Below are 25,141 nucleotides of genomic sequence, written 5' to 3' on the forward strand. Positions count from 1 at the left end.
TCCCACACCTTTCGATAAGTAGTATTTTTCTATTACCTGTTAACAAGAGTTTGAAACATGTGCCTGTAGATGCGCCTATCATCCTATACAGAAATAATAGTTTTCTATATTAATAACGCTTTCATTATGTTATAATTTTGAGTAATTCGATTTAGTAAATCGATTTAATAAACCGCTTTTTTGGTAACAAGGGAATGAATAGAAAATGTCGATTAAAAAGCCGACCATAAGCGATGTTGCAAAGCATGCTAATGTATCGAAAAGTACGGTCTCACAATTTTTAAATCGGCGATTTGATTATATGAGGGAAGAAACCCGGGAAAGGATCGAGAAGGCGGTCCGTGAATTGAACTATCAACCCAACAGTGTGGCTAGAAGCCTAAAGCTGAAGAGCACCGCCACCATCGGAGTCATTGTCGCTAACATTCTTCATTCGTTTTCTACTCAGGTAATCAGAGCAATAGAAGATACCCTTAATGACAATGGTTTTTCCACGATTATCTGTAATGCGGATGATAATCCGGCAAAAGAACAGAAGTATATCGAAACATTGCTGGCAAGGCAGGTCGATGGGCTGATCGTCTTCCCGACCAGTGCCAATATCGAACTTTATAAAAGCCTCATAGACATCGATTTTCCGATTGTTTTTTTGGATCGATATGTAAGCGGTTTATCTGTGGACACTGTAATGCTCGACAATGAACAAGCATTACAGCTGGCCGTCGAACACTTACTGATAAACGGCTATCATGATATTGCCGTCATGACGACTTCTTTGGAACCCCATGTCATCCCGAGAATCGAACGTGTCAGCGGGTATAAGCAAGCGCTTGAAAGATTCAGCCAGCCGATCAGGGAAGAGTATATTAAAAGTATGGAGCCTGAGTATCTACAGAAAGGCGCTGCCGAGCTGTTTGAGCTGGAACATCCGCCCGATGCAGTCATAACCGGGAACGACTTGGCCCTGATGGAGTTCTTGAAGTATGCCAGTCAAAATGGTGTCAAAATAGGCTCCGAAGTGGGATTGGTCACAATCGACGAAGTTGCATTCGCGGAATTAAACAATCCCTCTCTGACAACAATCGCTCAACCGTCTTTTGAAATGGGAAAAAAGGCTGCCAGCTTATTATTGGAGAGGTTTGACGGGAAAAAATCGGCAGAAAGCAATATGTACCGTTTTACACCATCCTTGATTGTCAGAAAATCAGCAGAAAAAGCCAGTGTCAGTTCTTGAAAAATCACCCAAAACGAATGCTGGAAGACTTACTCATAAATCATAGGAAATGCATTTCTTAAATAATAGCTATATTTCATGCTATGTTTTGTGGAATTCGTGATTGAGGCAAATTGCGACATAGTGAAAATTCATTTCATTTCTAGGGAGACTTCCTCTCGTTCTGATTATAAATAACTGGTATGGCCCCGCTGCGGCAGAACACTTCGCTTTCCATGGACACGGCCTCAGCCAGGGGACTGCTTGAATACGCTTCCTTGTTCCCTTTGGGACTGCGATTACTCGCCCCATCGAAGACCTTTTGGGACTGCGATTACTCGTCCCATCGAAGCCCTTTCGCTGATCCCATAGGATAAGGAAAGCTTCGACAGCAAGACATCGCACGAAGAAAATCGTTTTTCATTTTCGAGGAGTCTGCGTTTTCTGCCTTCGCTTTTAAATTTTTTCTGAATTTTGGTTAGTGAATATCCATGTTAAAAAAATTTAGGACCACTTCCCACTTGATCAGAAGTTCTATCCAAAGCGAGTATTTTTCCGTAGCGCTGGACTACCACTTAGACCGAAAGGATGGTAGGAAGTCACATAAAAGTTATGTCGCAGTCTTTGGTTTATGAGAAACAATCTAGTGTTTCTGGGAGAGTGAGTAGCTCATAACCAGCTTAAAATGATAGATAAATAAAGCAGCTTAGACGGACTTCTCTATTAAATGAAACAGGCAAAGGGGGAAATCAAATGAAGATGACAATGCGGTGGTTTGGGGAAGGTAATGACCGGGTGCCATTGAAACATATCAAACAAATTCCAGGGGTGGAAGGCGTTGTCTGGGCACTGCATGATGTACCGGCCGGTGACGAATGGCCGATGGATAAGATCCAGGAAGTGAAAGAACAAGCTGACCAATATGGCTTGAACATTGACGTGGTAGAAAGCGTGAATGTACACGAAGATATCAAACTCGGCCTGCCGACGAGAGATCAATATATCGAGAATTATATTCATACAATCGAAAAGCTGGCAAGAGTCGGGGTTAAAGTCATCTGCTATAATTTCATGCCAATATTTGACTGGACGCGAACGGAGCTCTTCAAAGAAATGGAAGACGGATCCACTGCGTTATTTTTCAATAATGCTCAAATCAAAGACATCGATCCGATGGAACTAGTCAACAGCATATCCGAGAATTCCGCTTACACTATGCCTGGCTGGGAACCGGAAAGACTTGCACATTTAGCTGATTTGTTTGAACAGTACAAAGAAGTTACCGACGAAGACCTTTGGAACAATCTCCAATATTTCCTTGAAAAGGTCATTCCGATAGCCAAGCAGCACGATATTAAGATGGCTATCCATCCGGATGATCCACCTTGGTCAGTATTTGGCCTGCCACGCATTATTACCAATCAAGAAAATGTAAAGCGTTTTCTCAATCTGGTAGATGATCCATATAATGGCCTTACGCTTTGCAGCGGCTCTTTTGGTGCAAACCCGGACAATGATGTGGCTGCCATGGTTCGTGAATTTGCTGACAGGATTCATTTCGCCCATATCCGCAATGTCAAAACTTACGATAATGGGGATTTCATCGAAACTTCCCACCGTACACAAGACGGCTCCGTTGATATCTATGAGGTGGTAAAAGCCTACCACGAGACAGGATTTACGGGTTATGCCAGACCTGATCATGGCAGGCATATCTGGGGGGAAGAATGCCGCCCGGGTTACGGACTATACGACCGCGGATTAGGTGTGATGTATCTGTGGGGGATTTGGGACTCTTTGGAAAGAGCGAAGAAGGTGAACAGCTAATGTTGGCTATTCATCAAAATTTAAAAGGTAAAGTGGCGGTTATAACGGGTGGCAGTGGAGTGCTTTGCAGTGCGATGGCTAAAGAACTTGCAAGGCACGGCGTCAAAGTTGCCATTTTAAACCGCAATAAACAGGCAGGGCGGAAAATAGCCTGCGAAATAAGAGAAGCGGGCGGAGAGGCTTTGAACTTCCCTTGTGATGTATTAGACATGGAGAGTGTCCGCAGGGCTGAAGAGTTGGTTGTAGCAAGATTGGGAGTATGCGACATCCTTATAAATGGAGCAGGTGGAAATCACCCTGAAGGTACAACAGATAGAGAGACATTTAAACCAGAAGACATGGAAAACAAAGAATTGAAAACGTTCTTTGATATGACGACTCGAGGTTTTCAGTTTGTTTTTAACTTGAATTTAATAGGCTCCTTTATCCCCACTCAGGTTTTTTCTAAACGAATGGTAGAAAAAGAGGGGACGACTATTATCAATGTATCTTCCATGAGTTCTCCATCTCCTATGACGAAAGTGCCTGCTTACAGTGCGGCAAAAGCTGGTATCGACAACTTTACCAAATGGATGTCCGTTCATTTTGCAGATGCAGGTATCCGGGTTAACTCAATTGCACCGGGGTTTTTCCTGACAGAACAAAATCGGAAGCTGCTTATAGAAGAAGATGGATCGCTGACAGAGCGCTCGCATAAAATTATCAGCCAAACTCCCATGAAACGTTTTGGTTCGCCGGAAGACTTGCTTGGGACGCTGGTCTGGCTTGTTGATAACGATATGTCCGGTTTTGTCACGGGCATTACCGTCCCAGTTGACGGGGGATTCCTCGCATACTCAGGTGTGTAAACAAGTGCGAGATTTAAGAAGGGGAGAATGAAACATGAAGCAAATTGATTTAATTACGTTTGGGGAGACAATGGTTATTTTTGACCCAGTGACCAACGGGCCATTCCGCTATGTTAATCAGTTTCATAAACGGTTTGGGGGAGCCGAATCCAATGTCGCTATTGGAGTCAGCAGACTTGGTCATTCAGCAGGGTGGATCAGCCAAGTCGGCGACGATGAAATAGGTGATTACATCATTAATTCGATAAGAGCGGAAGGTGTTGATACATCGAGAGTAGTCAAAACCCCGGATGCGCCAACTGGTCTTTATATAAAAGAAAGAATAAGAGACGGATCAAATCAAGTCTATTATTACCGAAAAGGTTCGGCGGCCAGCCGGTTATCGAAAGACCAGATTGATTGGGATTATCTGAAAAATGCCCGGATCATTCATGTTAGCGGTATCACGCCTTTCTTAAGTGAGAGTTGTCAAGATATGACTAGGGCAATTGTTCGCTTTGCCAAGGAAAATGGCGTCTTTGTATCTTTTGATCCGAACTTACGGCATAAAATATTGAAGGATTTTCCGGACCATAAACAAGAGTTGATATGGCTCGCCAGCCAGGCGGATTTATTCATGCCCGGACTGGATGAAGCAGAGTATATATTCGGGACAAAGGATCCAGAAGAACTGTTCCAATTATGCAGACAGAATGGAATTAATCAAACAATCATCAAAAACGGTACAGAAGGAACCTATTATGCAGATAAAGAAGTCCAAGGATTTGTAGAAAGCCATAAGGTCGACCAAGTAATTGATCCTATTGGAGCAGGTGATGGATTTGCTGCAGGCGTATTAAGTGGCCTTTTGGAAGGGGCGTCTTTGAAAGAAGCAGTTGAGCGAGGGGCCTTGATTGGAGCAATGATCGTGACGGTAGGCGGTGACATTGAAGGATTGCCGACAAAGGCCCAAATCGATGCGTTTAAATCGACAACACAAGATGTAGTTAGATAGAGGAGGAAAAAAGATGAACCAAAGTCCAGTATTAGATAAACTATTGTCTTCCGGTATCACGGCAGTTATCCGGAAAATAGAGCCAAATAAAGTAAAACCACTCGTGCAGGCATTCATTGATGGAGGAGTATCTGGCATCGAAATAACGATGGATTCGGACAACCCTGCAGATCTTATACACGAGTTGAAAGAAATTCACGGCACGAAGGCTGCTATTGGTGCAGGAACAGTATTGAACAAAGAGCAGGCTGCAGAAGCGATTAATGCAGGAGCTGATTTCATCTTTGCTCCGATTTTAGACAAAGAAACAATAGAGTACACAAAAAAACAAGGGAAGCTGGCGATCCCGGGAGTTTTTACTCCAACAGAAGCCTATCAGGCCTATTTGTGGGGGGCAGATATGGTAAAAATCTTCCCGGCCAGTGTGGTTGGTCCACAATTTATCAAAGATGTAAACGGACCACTCAGCCAAGTACCTAAGATGCCTACAGGTGGAGTTAACCTGGAGAATGTCGAATCATTCATCAAGGCAGGAGCAGTGGCGGCAGGTATTGGAGGGTCGCTTGTTAATAAACAACTCATTCAGGAAGAAAAGTGGGAAGAACTAAGAGCACTTGCTGAAAAATATGTAGCAGCAGTTTCACGGGCAAGAGGATAATCAATCAATACGGCAGCAGGCGGGTTATGACAGGAACTCGTTTGCTGCTGTTTTAACGTTTCATCCCGTCTACTTTAAATTGAAGTTTGCTAAGAAAAATCGAACTTTGCTTTTATTCAAGGAGTGATAAGAGAATGGAAAAAATTAAAGTAATTCAAATTGGGGTCGGAGGTTTCGGTCAATCATGGCTCGAAATATTAAGAGATTATCAGCAAATCGAAATAGTGGCAGTAGTGGATATTTTTAAACAAAACTTAGAAACTGCTAAAAGCCTCCTCAACAACCAGTCAATATCCTTCTATCAAGATCATAAACAGGCGCTGCAAGAGAAAAATGCAGATGCTGCAATAATTATTACACCTCCGCAGACACACAAGTCCCTTGCAATCGACGCTCTGGAGGCAGGACTGTTTGTTTTCATGGAAAAACCAATTACTAAAGAAGTAGATGATGCTTTTGAGCTATACGAACAATCAAAAAAATATTCGAAATTTATTATGATCAGCCAGAATTACAGATGGAGACCCGAGATAGAAGCATTGAGAAAGTGCGTGCGGGAAGGGAGCATTGGAACAATTGAATATGGTGAGTGGAATTTTAGAAGAGCAACAAAATTCGGCGGCTGGCGTGACCAGTATAATGAAATATTGATAGAAGATATGAGTATCCATCACTTCGATTTGATGAGACATATTTTAGGTAAAGAGGCGAAGTCAATTTATGCAAAAAGTATGAGACCCTCTTGGAGTTGGTTTGGGGGAAATCCTGTTGTAAGTGCTACCATTGATTTTGACGGCGATACATTAATAAATTATTTCGGAAGCTGGGTAACCCGGGGCAAAGAAACTTCGTGGAATGGAGAATTGAAATTAGTGGGTAGTAAGGGAATGGTAGAATTGACAGATGATATTCCTAAAATTACCTTGGCAGATGGCACGATAAGAGAATTGAAACTAGCTGAGCTGCCTTACGAGGATAGAGCTTATTCCATCTTTGAGATGGTTCAGTCCATTAGGCAAAATAGAAAGCCGGTAACTCATATCGGGGATAACTTAAAAAGCTTCGCGATGATAGGAGGCGCACTGAATTCAATCAAAGAAGGCAAGGAAATTTCCATTAAGAAGATTGAATAAGTAATTTTTGACATTCCAAGTTCTGTATCTCTTCACCTGGTTCTTTAAAGATAAAGGAGAGATAGTGCACCATACAAGTGAAATGTCATTTTTCTTCCGTAAGGCTAGTCTCGGTACAGAGCTCCTGGTCTATTTTTCAACCCTAAACACAAGCATTATTAAGGGATTCGAAAATAATTGCCTTTTTATCTTGCACGTACGAATATTTTGTATTAAGATGAATTCAAGGTTAACTTATACGTACAAGATAATGATGGAAGGGGAGAAAGCGATAATGCTGGAGAACCTGAAGAAAGAAGTACTGGAAGCAAACCAGGCACTGCCAGAGCATGGGTTAGTCACTTTTACTTGGGGTAATGTAAGCGGTTACGATGGAGAGAGTCAATTAATGGTGATCAAACCGAGTGGCGTAGCTTATGAAGATTTAACGGAAAAGGACATGGTTGTTGTAGATTTAGATGGAAACGTTGTAGAAGGAAATCTCAGACCATCATCTGACACGCCGACACATCTTGTACTTTACAAGAAATTTCCAGGAATCGGCGGTGTTGTGCATACTCATTCTTCCTGGGCTACTACATGGGCGCAAGCTGGTCAAAGCATACCGGCGCTGGGCACCACGCATGGCGATTATTATTATGGGACAATCCCTTGCACACGCAAAATGACAGATCAAGAGATTCAGCAGGATTATGAATTGGAAACAGGCAATGTAATAGTAGAAACTTTTGAAACAATTAGTCCCAACCAAGTTCCTGGTGTGCTGGTGCACAGCCACGCACCATTCAATTGGGGGAAGAATCCGAAAGATGCTGTCCATAATGCAGTTGTTCTCGAAGAGGTCGCGAAAATGGCCTATCATACATTCCAGTTAAATCCGGAGACACCGGATATGGAACAAGCACTCTTAGATAAGCATTATCTCCGTAAACATGGTGTCAATGCCTATTACGGACAAAAATAAACAAGGGGGAAATACAAGTGACGGAAAAATATGCAATCGGAATTGATTTTGGTTCGGAGTCAGGCAGAGCTGTACTTGTCTCCTTACAGGATGGGAAAGAAATTGCGGATCACGTAACACCATATCCACATGGAGTAATGACGGAACAACTGCCTTCCGGTGTGAAACTTGGCCTGGAGTGGGCTTTGCAGCATCCGGATGACTATATAGAGGTGTTGAGAAAGTCTGTACCTGCTGTGATGGAACAATCTAAGATTAGTGCGGAAGATGTCATCGGTCTTGGGATTGATTTTACAGCTTGTACCATGCTCCCAATAGATGAGAAGGGTGATCCACTATGCTTCACCCCCGAGCTTGCAGACAATCCTCACAGCTGGGTCAAGTTGTGGAAACATCATGCTGCCCAAGAGGAAGCAACAAAGCTGAATGAAATTGCCGAGCAACGTGGTGAGCAGTTCTTGCCAAGATATGGCGGCAAAATATCTTCAGAGTGGATGATCGCTAAAATTTGGCAAATTTTAAATGAAGATTCCGATACGTATGAAAGGACAGATCAATTCGTCGAGGCAACCGACTGGGTCATTTCTCAAATGACTGGCTCCCTAAAACGGAACAGCTGTACGGCCGGATACAAAGCGATTTGGCATAAGCAGGACACCTATCCGAGCAAGGATTTCTTCCGGGAACTGGATCCGCGTCTTGAGAATCTGGTCGAAACCAAACTTCGCGGAGATGTTGTGCCGCTCGGAACAAAAGCTGGCGGTCTCTCCAATGAAATGGCTGAAATCACCGGATTGAAGCCAGGCACTGCTGTAGCCGTCGGAAATGTCGATGCACATGCTGCTGTTCCTGCGATGGGTGTAGTTACACCGGGCAAATTGGTTATGGCTATGGGAACTTCCATTTGTCATATGGTGCTTGGAACAGAGGAGAGGTATGTGGAAGGTATGTGCGGGGTCGTCGAAGATGGGATAATTCCCGACTACTACGGATATGAAGCAGGTCAGTCTGCTGTCGGTGATATATTTGCGTGGTTTGTAGACAAGGCGGTACCTGCTTATGTAACGGAGGCTGCGGAAAAAGAAGGAATTAACGTTCATCAATGGCTTGAAAATAAAGCGTCATCATACAAACCAGGCGAAACAGGACTGCTTGCACTCGATTGGTGGAACGGTAACCGTTCCGTTTTAGTAGATACAGAGCTTAGCGGTTTGCTAGTCGGAGCCACTCTGCAGACAAAACCAGAAGAAATCTATCGTGCGTTGTTGGAAGCCACAGCATTCGGTACAAGAAAAATAGTAGATGCATTCCATCAAAACGGTGTACCGGTCGACGAGTTGTACGCATGTGGCGGCTTACCGCAAAAAAACCAGCTGCTTATGCAAATTTATGCTGATGTCACCAACCGGAAAATTAAAATAGCAGATTCCAAACAAACACCGGCGTTAGGTGCCGCTATGTTCGGTGCGGTCGCCGCTGGAAGTGACAATGGTGGTTTTGATTCAATCATGGAAGCTGCCGGAATAATGGGCCGGGTACGTGAGGATGTCATTGAGCCAATTCCGGAAAATGTAGAGGTATATGAAAACCTATACCAGGAATATAACAAACTTCATGACTATTTCGGAAGAGGACAAAACGATGTCATGAAGACTTTGAAAAACATTAAAGCAGGAACGAGAGCAAACGAAACAGTGCAATTGAACAAATAAGGAGGAATCATGATGTTGGAATTGAAAAATTATGAATTTTGGTTTGTAACAGGAAGTCAGCATCTGTATGGAAACGAGGCGTTACGGGAAGTTGAAGACCATTCAGTGGAGATGGTCAGCAAATTGAACGAGAAAGGGAAACTTCCTTTCAAAATTGTATTCAAATCCGTGCTTACTACAGCCGATGAGATCCATAAATTGAGCCTTGAAGCCAATGCGGATGAAAATTGTGCCGGCTTGATTACATGGATGCATACATTTTCTCCGGCGAAGATATGGATCAGCGGGCTGAACAGCCTTCAGAAACCATTACTGCACTTACACACGCAGTACAATCGAGATATTCCATGGGAAGATATCGACATGGATTTCATGAATCTCAACCAGTCTGCCCATGGAGACAGGGAATATGGGTTTATTGGAACACGTATGAACATTCCGAGAAAAGTTGTAGTGGGTTATTGGGAAGATGAAACAGTTTTACAAAAATGCTCAGATTGGATGAATACTGCAGTTGCCGTGTCGGAAGGAAGAAACATCCGTGTGGCCAGATTTGGTGATAACATGCGGAATGTAGCAGTAACAGATGGAGATAAAGTCGAAGCACAAATCAAATTTGGCTGGACGGTCGATTACTATGGTATCGGTGACTTGGTAGAAGAAATGGAAACAGTGTCCGATCAGCAGGTTGAAGACCTGTATCAAGAATACAAAGACTTGTACACATTTGAAGAGGATGAAGCTACTGTCACTTCAATCAAAGAGCAGGCAAGAATCGAACTAGGGTTGAAACAGTTTTTGCAAAAAGGAAATTATACGGCCTTCACTACCAATTTTGAAGACTTGCACGGAATGCCGCAGCTGCCAGGCTTAGCAGCGCAGCGTCTGATGGCGGATGGTTACGGGTTTGCTGGAGAAGGCGACTGGCGGACAGCAGCATTATTGCGATTCATGAAGATTATTGCTAACAACAAAGGAACTTCTTTTATGGAAGACTATACGTACCATTTAGAGCCTGGCAATGAAATGATTTTGGGCTCCCATATGCTTGAAATATGTCCGACAGTTTCCGCTACTAAACCGAAAATCGTGGTCAACCCGCTTACAATGGGCAACAAGGCAGATCCCGCCAGACTAGTCTTTGACGGTAAAGGCGGAAAAGCGGTCAATGCTTCACTCGTTGAGTTGGGCGGTCGTTTCCGGCTTGTAGTGAACGAAGTAGATGCCGAACAACCCGAAATCGACACACCTAACCTTCCTGTTGCTAAAGTATTGTGGAAACCGCAGCCGTCTTTAAGTGAAGCAACAGAAGCATGGATTTATGCCGGTGGAGCTCACCATACAGTTCTTTCATTTGAAGTGACAACAGATCAGTTGTTGGACTTTGCGGAAATGGCAAAAATTGAATGTCTGATCATCAATAATGATACTAAGTTGAGAGAATTCAAAAAGGAATTGAAATGGAACGAAGTCATTTGGAGATAATGGCTATTGGACGACATGCAGATCGTCTGCAAGTCCTCTAGTATGGCTTCTCGTGAATGCAAGATGGTATAATATGTGTTAACTACTTATACGAATGAAATTTAGGGAAGTAACTCAGAGGTGTTTACATGCAGACAAAGCATAATATGGTCAAACAAGCGATTAAATCGAAAATAATGGATGGTACGTTTTTGCCTAACCAGAAAATCAGCTCGGAAAGTGAGTTGATGAAACAGTTCGGGGTGAGCAGGCATACCGTACGTCTGGCAATAGGGGATTTAGTGAATCAGGGATGGCTGTACAGGGAACAAGGAGCAGGTACTTTCTGCGCAGACAGACAACCTGATCAACAACAGGGTAAAAGCGAACAGAAAAATATTGCGATTGTTACGACTTATATATCGGATTATATTTTTCCATCCATCATTCGCGGAGCGGAATCTTACTTAAGTGAACAAAATTATCAGGTCAGTTTATTCAGTACGAATAACAACCACGAAAGTGAACGGACTATCCTGGAAAGAATTATTGAGCAGCAATTCGACGGAGTAATTATTGAACCGACGAAAAGCGGCTATGCCAACCCTAATTTAGGCTATTATTTACACTTGGAACGACTTAATATTCCTTATATCATGATTAATTCGTTTTATGACGAGCTGGAGCCGGTAAGTGTAACTTTGGATGACGAACAGGGTGGATATTTGCAGACAGAACACCTGATCAAACAAGGACATAAAAGTATCATAGGTTTGTTTAAAACAGATGATTTGCAAGGAACAAGAAGGATGAAAGGCTACTTGAAAGCACACAGAGCAAACAAGCTGCCAGTAAATCCAGATTATATCCTAACTTACAGTACTGATGAAAAAGTAGAACGCCCCACCCAGTTTCTTCAGGAGGTATTGGATAGTGATGAAAAAGCTACAGCAATGGTGTGCTATAATGACGAGCTGGCTTTAAAGTTGTTGGATGTATTAAGAGAACGAAAAATAAAAGTACCTGATGAGATGTCCATTGTAGGCTTCGACGATTCCTTTCTTGCTGAAGTATCGGAAGTGAAACTGACGACCATATCACATCCAAAAACAGAATTGGGAAAAAAGGCCGGGGAAATGATTTTGAATATGATCAAGAGTAAAAACAGTCAAACCAAGGCATTCGATGGCTCCTTTATTTTTGAACCGGAACTTATTGTGCGAAGTTCAACTAATTCTTTGGATGAAAAGCTAAAACAGGAAAGTTACATGTAGTTGAAAAAAGTAGAGGAAGGGAAGCCCTGTCATATATGACAGGGCTTTTTGTTATATAAATGATAAATAACTCCATCAAAAAGATATGTGAAATAGTACACTTATACGTACGTGGTTCGTTGATTGGGTTTTGTATTTATAGGTGGACCGCCAGAAGGGATAAAAAGCTATTTATAGCGTCATAGAGCGATTTCACTTAAAATATAATATATAAAAAACAATATAATTGATTAAATATTTGGAAAATTATATAACTATTTTTGAAAAAATGATTGAAATTGTCCACCTACTCTTATATACTTTATTCAAGATTACTTATACGTACAATTATCCGCATCATGAGCAGTGAAAAGAAAGTTGTAGGTATCACTTTCATTTTTGTAAGCGTTATCTTTTGGTTGTTCTTATGTTAACTAACACGGGGAGGTGGTAGTCGGCAGAAAGAAAATTTATTCGCCAAACAAACTTTGTAAGCGCTTTTAAAAAAGGGGCAGGGGGTAGGACCTAATGAAAAACAATAAGTTTTTGCTTGCTTTGATGTTCGGATTAATTGCTATTTTGCTTATGGCGTGCAGTGGTGAAGGAAGCGAAACGAGTGGTGACGCGGAAGAGACCCAGACGATGGGTGACGATGTGGAAGATGCTACGGAATTAACCTTTTGGACATTTACAGAACTTCACAATGACTTCTATGCAAATGCAGTTGACAGATGGAATGAAGAGAATCCTGATAAAGCAATAAAGTTAAAAGCAGAAACATATCCATACGATCAAATGCACAATAACTTGCTTTTAGCCCTTCAATCTGGAGAAGGCGCTCCTGATATCGTCGATGTGGAGATCAGCCGCTTCCCGAATTACTTGGCTGGTGAACCGCAATTACTGCCGATGAATGAATACGTTGAACCGGTTATTGATGATTTCGTCAAGGCTCGATTCGAAATTTACAGTAAAGATGGCCAATATTATGGAATGCCGACACACGTAGGGGCTACTATGATGTACTATAACACTGAAATAATGGAAGAAGCGGGTGTGGATATCGATTCAATTGAAACTTGGGACGACTATGTTGAAGCAGGAAAAAAAGTCGTGGAGAATACAGATGCAATGATGACGACTGTTCCGACCGGTGACTACCTTCCTTATTGGTCATTGGTGTCCCAACGAGGATCTGATTTCACAAATGCAGAAGGAGAACTTACGATTAACAATCAAGCGAACATTGACACCTTACAGTTCCAGCATGATTTGGTATCTAAGCATGAGATTGCTGAATTGACTCCAGGTGGGGAGCCTCATGCAGAAGAATTTTATTCTTATATGAATGAAGGCGGGGCTGCTTCACTTGTAATGCCAATGTGGTATATGGGACGTTTCCTCGATTATATGCCTGATTTATCAGGTAAGATGGCCATTCGTCCGTTGCCTGCATGGGAAGAAGGCGGTAACCGTTCTGCGGGAATGGGCGGTACGGGAACAGTTGTTACCAATCAAACTGAACATCCGGACCTTGCAAGGGAATTCTTGGCTTATGCCAAACTTTCGGAAGAAGGAAACATTGATTTGTGGAAAGTGTTAGGGTTTGATCCACCAATGTGGACTGTCTGGGAAGATCCGGCTCTTCAGGAAGACAATGAATACTTCGACTATTTTAGTGATGAAATTTTTGAAACACTGCTTTCTGTAAGAGAGGAAATCAATGAGTTACACATAACGGAAAAAACACCGGCTATTGCGCAGGAAATCAATACGAACGTATTGGACAGTGTGTTGAGGCAGGAGTCCCAGACACCGGAAGAAGCTTTGAATGCAGCCCAGGAAGCTGTAGAGAATCAATAAAAATAACGTGCAAGGTACAGTTACTGTGCCTTGCACAATACATAGAAGGCTTACTTGCGTTACTAGGTTGGCCGACTGTATACATGAGAAGCTTCTAAAGTATTACCTTTCAAGTTGATAGATTCCTATATTCAATAAAAGAGGAGTGATTTTGATGGCAGATCAATTGAAAGCAAAAATGATTCTGGACAAAAATTACCAAATTGCGAAAATAGATGAACGGATTTATGGTTCATTCATCGAGCACCTTGGACGAGCAGTCTATGGGGGAATATACGAACCAGATCATCCAGAAGCAGATGAGCAAGGGTTCCGCAGGGATGTTCTTGAACTGGTTAAAGAGTTACAAGTGCCGATAGTCAGATATCCAGGTGGGAACATGGTATCTGCTTATAACTGGGAGGATGGCGTTGGTCCGAAAGAAGATCGCCCGCGCAGACTTGAACTTGCATGGCGTACCATTGAAACAAATGAAGTCGGAACCAATGAGTTCGCAGATTGGGCAAAAAAGGCCGGAGCTGAAGTGATGATGGCAGTAAATCTTGGAACGAGAGGGATAGATGCAGCAAGAAACCTTCTAGAATACACCAATCATCCTGGTGGTACTTACTGGAGCGACTTACGGAAGTCACACGGTTATGACTCTCCACATAACATTAAGACTTGGTGTCTTGGCAATGAAATGGATGGTCCATGGCAAGTAGGCCATAAAACAGCAGATGAATATGGAAGACTGGCATCGGAAACGGCGAAAGCGATGCGGCTGGTTGATCCATCCATCGAACTGGTGGCATGCGGAAGTTCGAATACAAAAATGCCTACATTCGCTGAATGGGAGGCGACGATACTAGACCACACCTATGAACAAGTAGACTTTGTTTCCCTTCATCAATATTATGGAAACCACGAAAACGACCCTGCTAATTATTTGGCGAAAAACATGGATATGGACCATTTTATCAAAACAGTCACATCGATTTGTGATTATATTAAAGCCAAACACCGAAGCAAAAAGACGATAAACTTAAGTTTTGATGAATGGAATGTCTGGTACCATTCCAATGATGCGGACAAAAAAATTGAACCATGGACGATAGCACCGCCTCAATTGGAAGATCAATATAACTTCGAGGATGCCCTTTTAGTTGGAAGCATGCTGATCACTTTTTTACAACATGCAGACAGAGTGAAAATTGCTTGCATGGCGCAGCTTGTCAATGTCATTGCTCCTATTATGACGGAAAATAACGGACGCTCCTGGAAACAGACCATTTTCTATCCTTATATGCACACTTCCGTTTATGGTCGGGGCATCTCACTAAAGCCGATTCTTTCATCTCCGAAATATGATAGTAAAGAATTTACGGACGTCCCTTATATTGACAGTGCCGCTGTGTATAACGAGGAGAAAGAAGAAGTGAACCTATTCATGGTCAATAAGCATTTGGAGGAAGCCATTCAAGTTTCCAGTGATGTGAGGAGTTTTGAAGGTTATCAGCTTGTAGAACATGTTGTATTGGAAAATGAAGATTTGAAAGCGGTGAATACTCCGGATCATGAAGCTGTCATGCCGCATCAAAGAGGCGAGACAACGCTGGAGAATGGAATTCTGGATATAAGATTGCCGAAAACATCATGGAATGTCATTCGATTAGAAAAAACATCATCCTAGAGGTTTGGTTGTCTGTTGGAGGTCTTGCAAATGAATAAAACGCCATTATAAGGGGAGTTTTCTATGACAGCTACTTCTGCTAATGCAAAGAAACATGTAGATCCTGTTGGAGAACCGCAAGGACAACAGCCGGGGAAAAACCGAGAGCCGAAAGAACCAAACAAAATCTTGAAGTTTCTAAATTCAAAAAAAGTCGCACCATATGTTTTCATCACGCCGTTTGTAATTTCCTTCTTGGTTTTAACACTATATCCGGCAGTCCAGGCAATCATTATGAGTTTTCAAAGCATCCTGCCCGGACAAGTTACCTTTATTGGACTTGAAAACTATCAGCGGATAACGAATCCAACATTCTATAAAGCGGTCACCAATACGACCGTTTATGTGATTTTGACAGTAGTAATCCTGGTTGCCCTGCCCATACTGTTATCTGTTTTTCTAAACTCAAAACTAGTAAAATATAAAACATTTTTCAGGGCTTCCTTATTTGTACCGGCATTGGCATCTGTTATTGTCTCCGGTATGGTTTTCAGGCTGATGTTTGGAGAGACCGAAACCGCAGCTGCCAACCAATTTCTAGGTTGGTTTGGAATCAGTCCGCTGGAATGGAGATATGAAAGATGGTCGGCGATGTTTCTGTTGGTGTTGCTCACTTCCTGGCGTTGGATGGGGGTTAACATTTTGTATTTCCTGGCAGCACTGCAAAATGTCCCTAAAGAACTTTATGAAGCTGCAGATATCGATGGAGCCACTGCTATTCAAAAGTTTCGCTTTGTGACATTGCCATTTTTAAAACCGATTACTATTTTTGTCACAACCATCTCGATTATCAACGGATTCCGAATGTTCGAGGAAAGCTTTGTCTTTTGGGAAGCGGGGTCACCGGGAAATATTGGATTGACCATAGTCGGATATTTATACCAGCAAGGAATCCAACAAAATGATATGGGATTCGGGGCAGCGGTTGGCGTTGTATTGATGTTGATTATATTCGTCATCAGTTTCATACAATTGATTCTTACTGGTGCCTTTAAACGGGGGGATGAATAATGAAAAAGAACGAAAACAAACTTCTTAAGTGGGTCGTAAATGGCATCTTTTTCGTGATTTCTTTTATAGCGCTATTCCCGATCATCAGCTTGTTTATCTCATCTTTCCGTCCATCATCGACTCTTATGCGGGACGGGATAAGTCTTACTTTTGATCCGAGTACGCTGACCCTTGATAACTATTTATATATCTTTTCTGATGGAGGGTCTTACTGGCAATGGTATGGGAACAGTCTGATTATTTCCCTGCTCGCAATTGTTTTGTCTTTGTTTTTCTCCTCCATGGTTGGTTATGCTTTGGCAGTTTATGATTTCAGAGGCAGGAATTTCTTCTTTGTGCTCGTATTATTTATTTTAATGATTCCTTTTGAAATCATGATGTTGCCTTTGTACCAGATGATGATTAATTTTCAATTGATCAACTCATATACTGCCGTTATTCTACCGATGATTGTTGCACCGATCGCTGTCTTTTTCTTTCGGCAGTATGCTCTTGGTCTTCCGAGAGAACTAATGGATTCGGCCCGAATCGATGGTTCAACGGAGTATGGCATCTTCTTCCGAATCATGATGCCGCTCATGCTGCCATCATTTGCAGCAATGGCAATACTTCAGGGGCTTGGCAGCTGGAATAATTTCCTTTGGCCGCTAATTGTTCTCCGCTCCAATGATATGTTTACACTCCCACTGGGACTTGCGACATTGCTGACTCCTTACGGGAACAATTACGACCTCTTGATTGCCGGATCCGTAATGACTATCCTGCCTATACTTGTTTTATTTGTCTTCTTCCAACGTTACTTTGTGGAAGGTCTCACAGTCGGCGGGGTAAAAGGGTGACAAACTTCATAACGTCATGCAAATCATTACAGTAGAGGGAAGATGCGAACTAGTGAAATTTCACTTCAGTGAGACTTCCTTACATTCTGATGATAGTGAAGAGGATATCCTCGCTGTGGCAGAACACTTCGCTTTCCATGGGCACGGCCTCAGCCTCCTCATCAGCAAAGAACGCTTCTTGCGGGGTCTTCGGACTCGCGCTGTTCCCATAGGAGTCTGCGTGTTCTGCCTTCGCTGTTAGGAGTTTTCTGAATTTCGATGTAAAGATACCTATGTTAGACATATTCTAGGATTTTCGGATTTTATCTCAATTAACTAAAAATCAATCGTAAGCAGCGGAAATTGTTTGCAATCCTTGAATATAGTGTTCACTTTCTGTTTTGGATGTAAATTCATGGGTGTCTTTTAAAATTTTTGCAAAAGGGCAGTTCTGAAAAAACTACAGGGTGTGTGCTGTGAAGTGACCTAGTTGCTCAATTTGTTAGTAGTACACATGTTAGACACCTTTCAGGATCACTTCTCACCTAATCAGAAAACTTATACCAAGCTGCGGAAAATGCGAGACTCCTGCGGGAAAGGAACAGTCTGAAGACCCCACAGTGAGCGCTTTTTGCTCGCGAGGAGGCTGAAGCGTTCCCCGCGGAAAGCGAGTATTTTTCTGCAGCGACGGACTAGCATTCATCGGATCAGGATGGGAGGAAGTTATGTCTGGGTTAGTTCGTAGTTTATATATATTGTTCACAAGAAGTTTTTAGTTGGGCAGCAATTCCAGCTCTATTAATCTTTTAGAAAGTCATTTCATTGAGAAGGTGTGATAAGGCATGAATGGAAAAGGAATAGTGACGACTCTTGATTCTCTTCTCCAATGGATTACCAGACTGGTAGCTGTCAATCTGTTATGGATTGGGACTTCCTTGGCAGGTCTGTTGATAGCAGGAGTGTTCCCCGCTACTGCTGCTGCATTGGGTGTTTCGAGAAAATGGTTAAGAGGGGATAAGGATTTTTCCATATGGAAGTCGTTTATCGGTATTTATAAAAAAGACTTTCTTTCCGCAAACGTCGTTGGTTGGATCATTACCATCGCAGGTATCATCCTTTATGTGAATTTCCAGATTCTCACTGGTAATCAAGGGGAGATACCGTTCATTATTCCTTTTGCTTTCTATCCAGTGCTGTTCATCTACTTTTTGATTGTTATGTGGAGTTTTCCGTTGTTGGTTCATTATAAAGCAAAGTGTTTCCATCATATCAGGAATGCGGTAATTATCGGACTTTCTAAAATCCACTATACACTTGGCATGGGTGTGGTCCTGTTTTCGATTACTTATCTATCCTTAGGTTATCCAGGCATGATTCCATTCTTCTCAATAAGTATAGCAGCTATTTGCAGTATGTGGTTTGCACTGCAGGTGTTTAGCAAAATCGACAGTAAAGTATCTTTGATAGAGGAACAGGAAGGGGCACAGTAAATGTGCGCCTTGTTCCCATTTTAAATAGTTTGGATGCAGGTTTTAACAGTAGAGAGGTTATTAGATTTGGTAGTCATAATGTTACATAATATTTTTAAATGAGGTGGAATAAATTGAACAAGGTGATTGTTAATACAGACGTCAAACAAGGGACAATTAATAAAAATATTTACGGACATTTTGCCGAACATCTTGGCAGAGGGATATATGAAGGAATATGGGTAGGGGAAGAGTCTTCGATTCCAAATACGAATGGAGTCAGGAACGATGTTTTAGAAGCATTAAAAGCGATTGACATACCAGTATTGCGCTGGCCCGGCGGATGTTTTGCGGATGAATATCACTGGAAAGACGGAATAGGTCCACGGGAGAATAGAAAGCGGATGGTGAATACGCATTGGGGCGGAGTGACGGAAAACAATCATTTTGGCACCCATGAATTCATGATGCTTTGTGAAATGCTGGGCGCTGAGCCTTACATCTGCGGCAATGTCGGCAGCGGGACAGTGCAGGAAATGTCTGAGTGGATGGAGTATTTGACATTTGATGGCGAGTCGCCGATGGCGAATTGGAGGGCTGAAAATGGTAGAGATGAACCATGGAAGGTAAAATATTTCGGAGTCGGCAATGAAAACTGGGGTTGCGGTGGAAACATGTCTCCGGAGTTTTATGCTAATTTCTATAAGCTTTATCAGACCTATGTAAGAAATTACGGAGACAATAAATTGTATAAGATAGCAGGCGGCGCCCATGATGATGACTATAATTGGACAGAAGTGCTGATGCGGGAAGCCGGCCCCCATATGGATGGTTTAAGTCTCCATTATTATACCATTCCAGGAAAAAATTGGAATAACAAAGGGTCTGCAACGGACTTTGCGGAGGGTGAATGGGACACCACCATGCAAAGAGCATTTTATATTGATGAGCTCATTACGAAACATGCAACAGTTATGGATAAGTACGATCCGGATAAAAGAGTGGGCATGATTATTGACGAATGGGGTACATGGTTTGATGTGGAGCCGGGAACTAATCCAGGCTTCTTATATCAGCAAAATACGATCCGGGATGCTTTGGTGGCCGGTGTTTCCTTGAACATTTTCAATAATCATAGTGATCGTGTGCAAATGGCCAACATTGCACAAACAGTCAATGTATTGCAGGCAATGATTTTAACCGATCAGGAAAAAATGATCCTTACGCCGACATATCATGTATTTGAAATGTATAAGGTCCATCAAAATGCAGAAAGGCTTGCCTTGGATGTGGAAGCAGAAACGGTTCAACAGAATGGACAAGCTTTCCCGGGAATAAGTGTCTCTGCTTCGAAAGCACAAGATGGCACAATAAATATCAGTCTATGTAACTTGGAAAAAGCAAGTAAGACAAAGCTAAGTCTCGATGTTCGAGGTGAACAGTTCAGCCATGTTTCGGGCCGTGTTTTAACTGCTGACAAAATGAATGAACATAACACGTTTGAGCAACCTGAGAACATTAAGCCGATCGATTTCAAAAGCTTTAAGAATGAAGAAAACAAACTGGATGTTGAGCTGCCACCAATGTCTGTCGTTGTTTTAAGCTTGAATTAGCTTTAGCGTACAGCTGTAGACGCTTTTGGTTCTGGGAGATTGACAGAAATGGAGGGATCTTATGGATACAATGAAAGAAATAAATAAATTGGCACAGGAGATAGGGGATGAACCGGAATCTTTACCCGAAGTAACGATAGAAAGAGGGGCCCTCAACTCGATCTCAGGTTACTTGGGTTCCCGGGGATTCAAAAATATAGTGATTGTCGTCGATAAAAATACCAAAGCAGCTGCTGGCAATAAGTTGAAAGCAGATTTGGGAGGAGCGACGATGGTCGAATTGGAGCCGGACAGCAATGGACAGGTAATTGCTGATGAACAGTCGATTGTACAACTCTTTGCAGGGACATCGAAGAAGACCGATGTATTGCTGGCGGTTGGATCCGGTACCATTCATGATATCGTGCGCTTCGTCAGTTTCAAGATGAATATTCCTTTTATTTCCGTTCCGACAGCCGCTTCGGTTGACGGATTTACATCCAAAGGTGCGCCATTGATTTTCAGGGGTGAAAAGAAAACAATTCAAACTGCTGCTCCAGTTGCTGTTTTTGCGGATCTCGATGTCTTGATGGGAGCGCCGAGGGAATTGACTGCCTCCGGATTCGGGGACATTCTCGGTAAATATACATCGCTGACTGATTGGAAAATATCGCAATTAATCGCCGATGAGCCTTACAGCGAGCGAGCTGCTGCCATTACCAGGCAGTCATTGGAGGCTTGTGTGGCAAATGTGGATGTTATCGGGGAAGGCGGGGAAAAGGGAATTAAAGTCCTTATCCAGGCACTGATTGAATCTGGTTTAGTGATGTTGTTGCTCGACCATTCAAGACCTGCTTCCGGTGGTGAACACCACCTTTCCCATTATTGGGAAATGGCACTGTTGAAAGAAAACGCCAGACAACTGCTTCATGGGGCCAAGGTCGGGGTGAGCACAGCAATCATTACAGGGTTGTATAAGAACAGGGCAAGTCAATATGTAAAAGAAGATATCAAAATAGACAAACTGAGGGAGAATTGGGAAGAAGTAAGCGGATTGATTGCTTCTCTTCCTAATCCGGAAAAAATCAGGGATTTGCTGGCGAGATCGGGTGGGCCGGGAACCCCTGATGAGCTCGGTATTTCCACACATCTTTTACAGGAAAGCCTTAATGAAGCTTACCAAATAAGAGACAGATGTACCGGTCTTTATTTGTTCAATCAGTTGAAGACAGAAGAGATTGCAATTCCCGTTTAAAAGCGATAACAAGTGTTCTTCCTATGACTCCATCTCCATATGATCTATGATACTATAATAGATATCATGTCTGTGTTGGAGGGGTTATGGTTATGAGTAGTAGACACTTGGAATTGAACGCAGAAGGAATTCGCTTGTATGAAAGTAACCATACAACAGGGGATTCGGTCAACGAACATCATCACCAGGTGCATCAGGTGTTATATGCTCTGGAGGGGGAAGGAAAAATCGTTCTCAACGGAGAAAGCCATTCCTTCACACAAGATAATGTGGGTATCATTGTACCTTTTTCTTCCCATTCAATCATTTCCGATTCTAAACTCACCGTATTGGTACTTGCTTTCGACCGTCACATATTAGGTTCTTCTCTGGAAAAAGATCTGCTTCAGGCATTCTTCTCCGAAACCCATCTGGTGAAGCTGAATCCTTTTGATGGCAGTAATATAAGGCAGCTGCTGAGGAAAATGTTGTATGAGCAGTCACATGGGGACTCTATCAATATTGTTGCAATGAAAATCTTTTTATCTGAGCTGTTGTTGAAACTAGCTAGGTCCAAGCAGCAGCCGGAATCTTTTGATGCAAATGTCTTGCGGGCCGAGAGACTACGCAGTTATATTGATACCCATTATTTCGAAAATATCCGTGCAGAAGATCTGTCTTCAAAACTTGGAATGAGCACGAGACATTTGAATACCATTTTCAAAGAAAGGTATCAAGTAACCCCTATTCAGTATTTAACAGAAGTAAGGATAGGTTTGGCAAAGCAGTTGTTGACTGAAACCAATAAGGATATTGCTTCCATCTGCTTCGAAGTCGGGTTTGAATCTTTGTCGACTTTTTACAGGACTTTTAAAAATTCGACGGAAGTGTCACCAAACAAGTACCGAACAGCTTACAAAAAAATCATCTGAAGCAATTCATTTCCGATATTAAGAAATCCGTTCTTAGATTAATAAGACGGATTTTTTTTATGGCCTTATGATAAGAGTATAAATCGTTGAAAGGGGATACATGAATGGCACAGCACAAACTAGGAATTATTATGAACGGTGTAACGGGAAGAATGGGAACCAATCAGCATTTGATTCGTTCTATTGTGGCAATAAGAGAGCAAGGAGGAGTGGCGTTGGGTAATGGCGATTCCTTAATGCCTGATCCGATTCTAGTTGGGAGAAATGAAGCCAAATTGAAAGGCCTTGTGGAAAAGTACGGGGTAGAGCGCTGGAGTACGAATCTGGACGAAGCCTTGGCTGACGACTATAACGAAATCTACTTCGATTCACAAACAACGGTTAGAAGAGCAGAAGGTATCCGTCAGGCTATTGAAGCCGGAAAACATATCTATTGTGAAAAACCTACCGCAACTAGTGTGGAAGAATCATTGGAACTTGCCAGGCTTGCAAGAGAAGCCGGTGTGAAGAATGGGGTCGTACAGGATAAACTCTTCCTGCCGGGTCTTTTGAAATTGCAAAGATTAATAGATGCAGGCTTCTTCGGTAAAATTCTGTCGGTTCGCATGGAGTTCGGGTACTGGGTGTTTGAAGGCGACTGGCAGGAAGGCCAACGTCCATCCTGGAATTACCGGGCAGAAGATGGCGGCGGAATTATCGTCGATATGTTTGCACATTGGCGTTACGTGATCGATAACTTGTTTGGCCCTGTTCGTGCGGTGTCTTGTCTGGGTGCTACCCATATAGAGGAACGCATCGATGAGAACGGAGAGAAATACACATGTACCGCCGATGATGCCGCATACGGTACTTTTGAATTGGACGGAGGAATTATCGTACAGGCAAACTCTTCCTGGGCAGTAAGGGTAAACCGTGATGACTTGTTGACCATACAAGTGGATGGAACAGAAGGAAGTGCTGTAGCTGGATTGCGCGATTGTAAGACGCAACACCGTGTCAACACGCCGAAGCCTGTTTGGAATCCGGATATTCCAAATCCACATGATTTCTTATCCCAATGGGAAGAGGTACCTGATAACCAAGTATTTGATAATGGGTTCAAGGTACAATGGGAACTGTTCTTGAAACATGTGTTCGCGGATGAACCATTTACATGGGATCTGTTAGAAGGGGCTAAAGGAACACAATTATCCGATCTTGGCTTGAAGTCATGGAAAGAAAGACGCTGGGTCGATGTACCGGAATTGAATGTATAGGAGGGTGAACAAATGGTTGGTAAATTAATATTGCCAGGAGAAGGACGGAAGCTCTATACGTATCAACCAAGAGATGCAGCGCCGTTTGATATACCGAAAGGAAAAACATTTCAAAATAGGACAGCATTCTCTGCTGCCCATGTTGTCGCAGATCCTTTGGCTGATACAGATCCGTTGACAGATGGACAGATTGACTGGGATACGACGATGGCATACAGACACCATCTTTGGTCGTTGGGGCTGTCAGTGGCAGAAGCAATGGACACTGCCCAGCGCGGAATGGGATTGAACTGGGACCGTGCTAAAGAATTGATCAGTCGCTCTGTCAAGGAAGCAAAAGCTGTCGGCGGTAGGATAGCGAGTGGTGTTGGAACGGACCACCTGGCTCCGGGCCCAGAGGTTACCCTGGAGGATGTCGAGGCGGCATACGAAGAACAATGTTCTTTTGTCGAAGGGGAAGGCAGTCAGGTCATCCTGATGGCCAGTCGTGCACTGGCAGCTTGTGCGAAAGGACCTGAAGACTATGCCAGGGTATATAACAAAATTTTAAGCAATGTATCCGAGCCGGTCATTTTACACTGGCTGGGTGATATGTTCGACCCGGCCTTGGAAGGTTATTGGGGGCATACAGATATAGATGCCGCAATGGAAGTCTGCCTCGGCATCATCCGTGACAATGAGGACAAAGTGGATGGCATCAAAATATCCCTGCTGGATGCAGGCAAAGAAATCAAGATGCGCCGCCTGCTTCCGGACAGCGTCCGTATGTACACGGGAGATGATTTTAATTATCCGGAATTGATTAAAGGGGATGAACAAGGTTACAGTCATGCGCTGCTGGGAATTTTTGACGCCATTGCACCGGCTGCTGCGGCAGCTCTTCATGCTTTAGATGAAGGGGATATTTCGACGTATGATTCTATCCTTGATAAAACTGTTCCATTATCAAGGCATATCTTCCAAAAACCTACTTTTTCTTATAAAACAGGGGTCGTATTCATGGCGTACTTGAATGGCCACCAATCACATTTCAGAATGATTGGCGGAACCGAAAGTGCTCGTTCTATCACACATCTTGCTGATCTGTTCGTGATGGCCGACCAGGCAGGGTTATTGGAAAAACCGGAATTGGCAGCAGAACGGATGAAGCTTGTCCTTGCTCAGGCAGGCATTCAACAGGGGGTATAAG

Annotated in this window: 20 protein-coding genes; all 20 read left to right on the forward strand. The window is 42.9% G+C overall.

Annotated features, from left to right (window positions below):
* The first annotated feature begins 211 nt into the window (after positions 1-211).
* Positions 212-1,234 (forward strand): LacI family DNA-binding transcriptional regulator, encoded by a 1,023-nt coding sequence (locus tag CZ434_RS18840; RefSeq protein ID WP_077625260.1) that lies wholly within the window; start codon positions 212-214, stop codon positions 1,232-1,234.
* A 732-nt stretch (positions 1,235-1,966) separates the two neighbouring features.
* On the forward strand, positions 1,967-3,040 hold the full coding sequence (gene uxuA / locus CZ434_RS18845) for a mannonate dehydratase (RefSeq protein ID WP_077624532.1): 1,074 nt from the start codon (positions 1,967-1,969) through the stop codon (positions 3,038-3,040).
* Entirely contained in the window at positions 3,040-3,888 is an 849-nt protein-coding gene (locus tag CZ434_RS18850) for an SDR family oxidoreductase (RefSeq protein ID WP_077624533.1), read from the forward strand. The genes uxuA and CZ434_RS18850 overlap by 1 nt, the downstream gene beginning before the upstream one ends.
* 34 nt (positions 3,889-3,922) lie before the next feature.
* Positions 3,923-4,882 carry a sugar kinase gene (locus CZ434_RS18855; protein WP_245831027.1) on the forward strand — a complete coding sequence of 320 codons (960 nt, stop codon included), beginning with the start codon at positions 3,923-3,925 and terminating at the stop codon, positions 4,880-4,882.
* Positions 4,883-4,895: 13 nt separating this feature from the next.
* Entirely contained in the window at positions 4,896-5,540 is a 645-nt protein-coding gene (locus tag CZ434_RS18860; protein WP_077624534.1) for a bifunctional 4-hydroxy-2-oxoglutarate aldolase/2-dehydro-3-deoxy-phosphogluconate aldolase, read from the forward strand.
* Positions 5,541-5,674: 134 nt separating this feature from the next.
* Positions 5,675-6,673, forward strand: coding sequence for a Gfo/Idh/MocA family protein (locus CZ434_RS18865; protein ID WP_077624535.1), 999 nt, complete (start codon positions 5,675-5,677; stop codon positions 6,671-6,673).
* Positions 6,674-6,947: 274 nt separating this feature from the next.
* Complete coding sequence (araD, locus tag CZ434_RS18870) at positions 6,948-7,637, forward strand: L-ribulose-5-phosphate 4-epimerase (protein ID WP_077624536.1); 690 nt, start codon at positions 6,948-6,950, stop codon at positions 7,635-7,637.
* Positions 7,638-7,654: 17 nt separating this feature from the next.
* Positions 7,655-9,349: a ribulokinase gene (locus CZ434_RS18875; RefSeq protein ID WP_077624537.1), complete on the forward strand. Its 1,695-nt coding sequence runs from the start codon at positions 7,655-7,657 to the stop codon at positions 9,347-9,349.
* Positions 9,350-9,361: 12 nt separating this feature from the next.
* Positions 9,362-10,834, forward strand: a complete 1,473-nt coding sequence (gene araA, locus CZ434_RS18880; protein WP_077624538.1) for an L-arabinose isomerase — start codon at positions 9,362-9,364, stop codon at positions 10,832-10,834.
* A gap of 128 nt (positions 10,835-10,962) precedes the next feature.
* The gene (locus CZ434_RS18885) at positions 10,963-12,087 is read left to right on the forward strand and encodes a GntR family transcriptional regulator (protein ID WP_077624539.1); all 1,125 of its coding nucleotides are present in this window, start codon (positions 10,963-10,965) and stop codon (positions 12,085-12,087) included.
* 507 nt (positions 12,088-12,594) lie between these two features.
* Entirely contained in the window at positions 12,595-13,929 is a 1,335-nt protein-coding gene (locus CZ434_RS18890; RefSeq protein ID WP_077624540.1) for an ABC transporter substrate-binding protein, read from the forward strand.
* A 154-nt stretch (positions 13,930-14,083) separates the two neighbouring features.
* Positions 14,084-15,601, forward strand: a complete 1,518-nt coding sequence (gene arfA, locus CZ434_RS18895) for an arabinosylfuranosidase ArfA (RefSeq protein WP_077624541.1) — start codon at positions 14,084-14,086, stop codon at positions 15,599-15,601.
* A gap of 63 nt (positions 15,602-15,664) precedes the next feature.
* The gene (locus CZ434_RS18900) at positions 15,665-16,651 is read left to right on the forward strand and encodes a carbohydrate ABC transporter permease (RefSeq protein ID WP_077624542.1); all 987 of its coding nucleotides are present in this window, start codon (positions 15,665-15,667) and stop codon (positions 16,649-16,651) included.
* Entirely contained in the window at positions 16,651-17,490 is an 840-nt protein-coding gene (locus CZ434_RS18905) for a carbohydrate ABC transporter permease (protein WP_077624543.1), read from the forward strand. The genes CZ434_RS18900 and CZ434_RS18905 overlap by 1 nt, the downstream gene beginning before the upstream one ends.
* Before the next feature lie 821 nt (positions 17,491-18,311).
* Positions 18,312-18,959 (forward strand): YesL family protein, encoded by a 648-nt coding sequence (locus CZ434_RS18910; protein WP_077624544.1) that lies wholly within the window; start codon positions 18,312-18,314, stop codon positions 18,957-18,959.
* A 113-nt stretch (positions 18,960-19,072) separates the two neighbouring features.
* On the forward strand, positions 19,073-20,551 hold the full coding sequence (locus CZ434_RS18915; protein WP_245831028.1) for an alpha-N-arabinofuranosidase: 1,479 nt from the start codon (positions 19,073-19,075) through the stop codon (positions 20,549-20,551).
* A gap of 61 nt (positions 20,552-20,612) precedes the next feature.
* Positions 20,613-21,785 (forward strand): sn-glycerol-1-phosphate dehydrogenase, encoded by a 1,173-nt coding sequence (locus CZ434_RS18920; protein WP_077624546.1) that lies wholly within the window; start codon positions 20,613-20,615, stop codon positions 21,783-21,785.
* A gap of 92 nt (positions 21,786-21,877) precedes the next feature.
* Positions 21,878-22,696, forward strand: coding sequence for an AraC family transcriptional regulator (locus CZ434_RS18925; protein WP_077624547.1), 819 nt, complete (start codon positions 21,878-21,880; stop codon positions 22,694-22,696).
* 104 nt (positions 22,697-22,800) lie between these two features.
* Complete coding sequence (locus CZ434_RS18930; protein WP_077624548.1) at positions 22,801-23,952, forward strand: Gfo/Idh/MocA family protein; 1,152 nt, start codon at positions 22,801-22,803, stop codon at positions 23,950-23,952.
* Positions 23,953-23,964: 12 nt separating this feature from the next.
* Complete coding sequence (locus CZ434_RS18935; protein WP_077624549.1) at positions 23,965-25,140, forward strand: dihydrodipicolinate synthase family protein; 1,176 nt, start codon at positions 23,965-23,967, stop codon at positions 25,138-25,140.
* Position 25,141: the final 1 nt, after the last annotated feature.

This window comes from Sediminibacillus massiliensis (genome assembly GCF_900156915.1).
In the GTDB taxonomy this organism is placed as follows: Bacteria; Bacillota; Bacilli; order Bacillales; family Amphibacillaceae; genus Sediminibacillus_A; species Sediminibacillus_A massiliensis.

Excerpts from the sequence above, each read along its gene's own strand:
- uxuA (WP_077624532.1), top strand. The coding sequence starts at position 1,967 with ATGAAGATGACAATGCGGTGGTTTGGGGAAGGTAATGACCGGGTGCCA.
- CZ434_RS18850 (WP_077624533.1), top strand. The coding sequence starts at position 3,040 with ATGTTGGCTATTCATCAAAATTTAAAAGGTAAAGTGGCGGTTATAACG.
- CZ434_RS18855 (WP_245831027.1), top strand. The coding sequence starts at position 3,923 with ATGAAGCAAATTGATTTAATTACGTTTGGGGAGACAATGGTTATTTTT.
- CZ434_RS18860 (WP_077624534.1), top strand. The coding sequence starts at position 4,896 with ATGAACCAAAGTCCAGTATTAGATAAACTATTGTCTTCCGGTATCACG.
- CZ434_RS18865 (WP_077624535.1), top strand. The coding sequence starts at position 5,675 with ATGGAAAAAATTAAAGTAATTCAAATTGGGGTCGGAGGTTTCGGTCAA.
- araD (WP_077624536.1), top strand. The coding sequence starts at position 6,948 with ATGCTGGAGAACCTGAAGAAAGAAGTACTGGAAGCAAACCAGGCACTG.
- araA (WP_077624538.1), top strand. The coding sequence starts at position 9,362 with ATGTTGGAATTGAAAAATTATGAATTTTGGTTTGTAACAGGAAGTCAG.
- CZ434_RS18885 (WP_077624539.1), top strand. The coding sequence starts at position 10,963 with ATGCAGACAAAGCATAATATGGTCAAACAAGCGATTAAATCGAAAATA.
- CZ434_RS18890 (WP_077624540.1), top strand. The coding sequence starts at position 12,595 with ATGAAAAACAATAAGTTTTTGCTTGCTTTGATGTTCGGATTAATTGCT.
- arfA (WP_077624541.1), top strand. The coding sequence starts at position 14,084 with ATGGCAGATCAATTGAAAGCAAAAATGATTCTGGACAAAAATTACCAA.
- CZ434_RS18900 (WP_077624542.1), top strand. The coding sequence starts at position 15,665 with ATGACAGCTACTTCTGCTAATGCAAAGAAACATGTAGATCCTGTTGGA.
- CZ434_RS18905 (WP_077624543.1), top strand. The coding sequence starts at position 16,651 with ATGAAAAAGAACGAAAACAAACTTCTTAAGTGGGTCGTAAATGGCATC.
- CZ434_RS18910 (WP_077624544.1), top strand. The coding sequence starts at position 18,312 with ATGAATGGAAAAGGAATAGTGACGACTCTTGATTCTCTTCTCCAATGG.
- CZ434_RS18920 (WP_077624546.1), top strand. The coding sequence starts at position 20,613 with ATGGATACAATGAAAGAAATAAATAAATTGGCACAGGAGATAGGGGAT.
- CZ434_RS18925 (WP_077624547.1), top strand. The coding sequence starts at position 21,878 with ATGAGTAGTAGACACTTGGAATTGAACGCAGAAGGAATTCGCTTGTAT.
- CZ434_RS18930 (WP_077624548.1), top strand. The coding sequence starts at position 22,801 with ATGGCACAGCACAAACTAGGAATTATTATGAACGGTGTAACGGGAAGA.
- CZ434_RS18935 (WP_077624549.1), top strand. The coding sequence starts at position 23,965 with ATGGTTGGTAAATTAATATTGCCAGGAGAAGGACGGAAGCTCTATACG.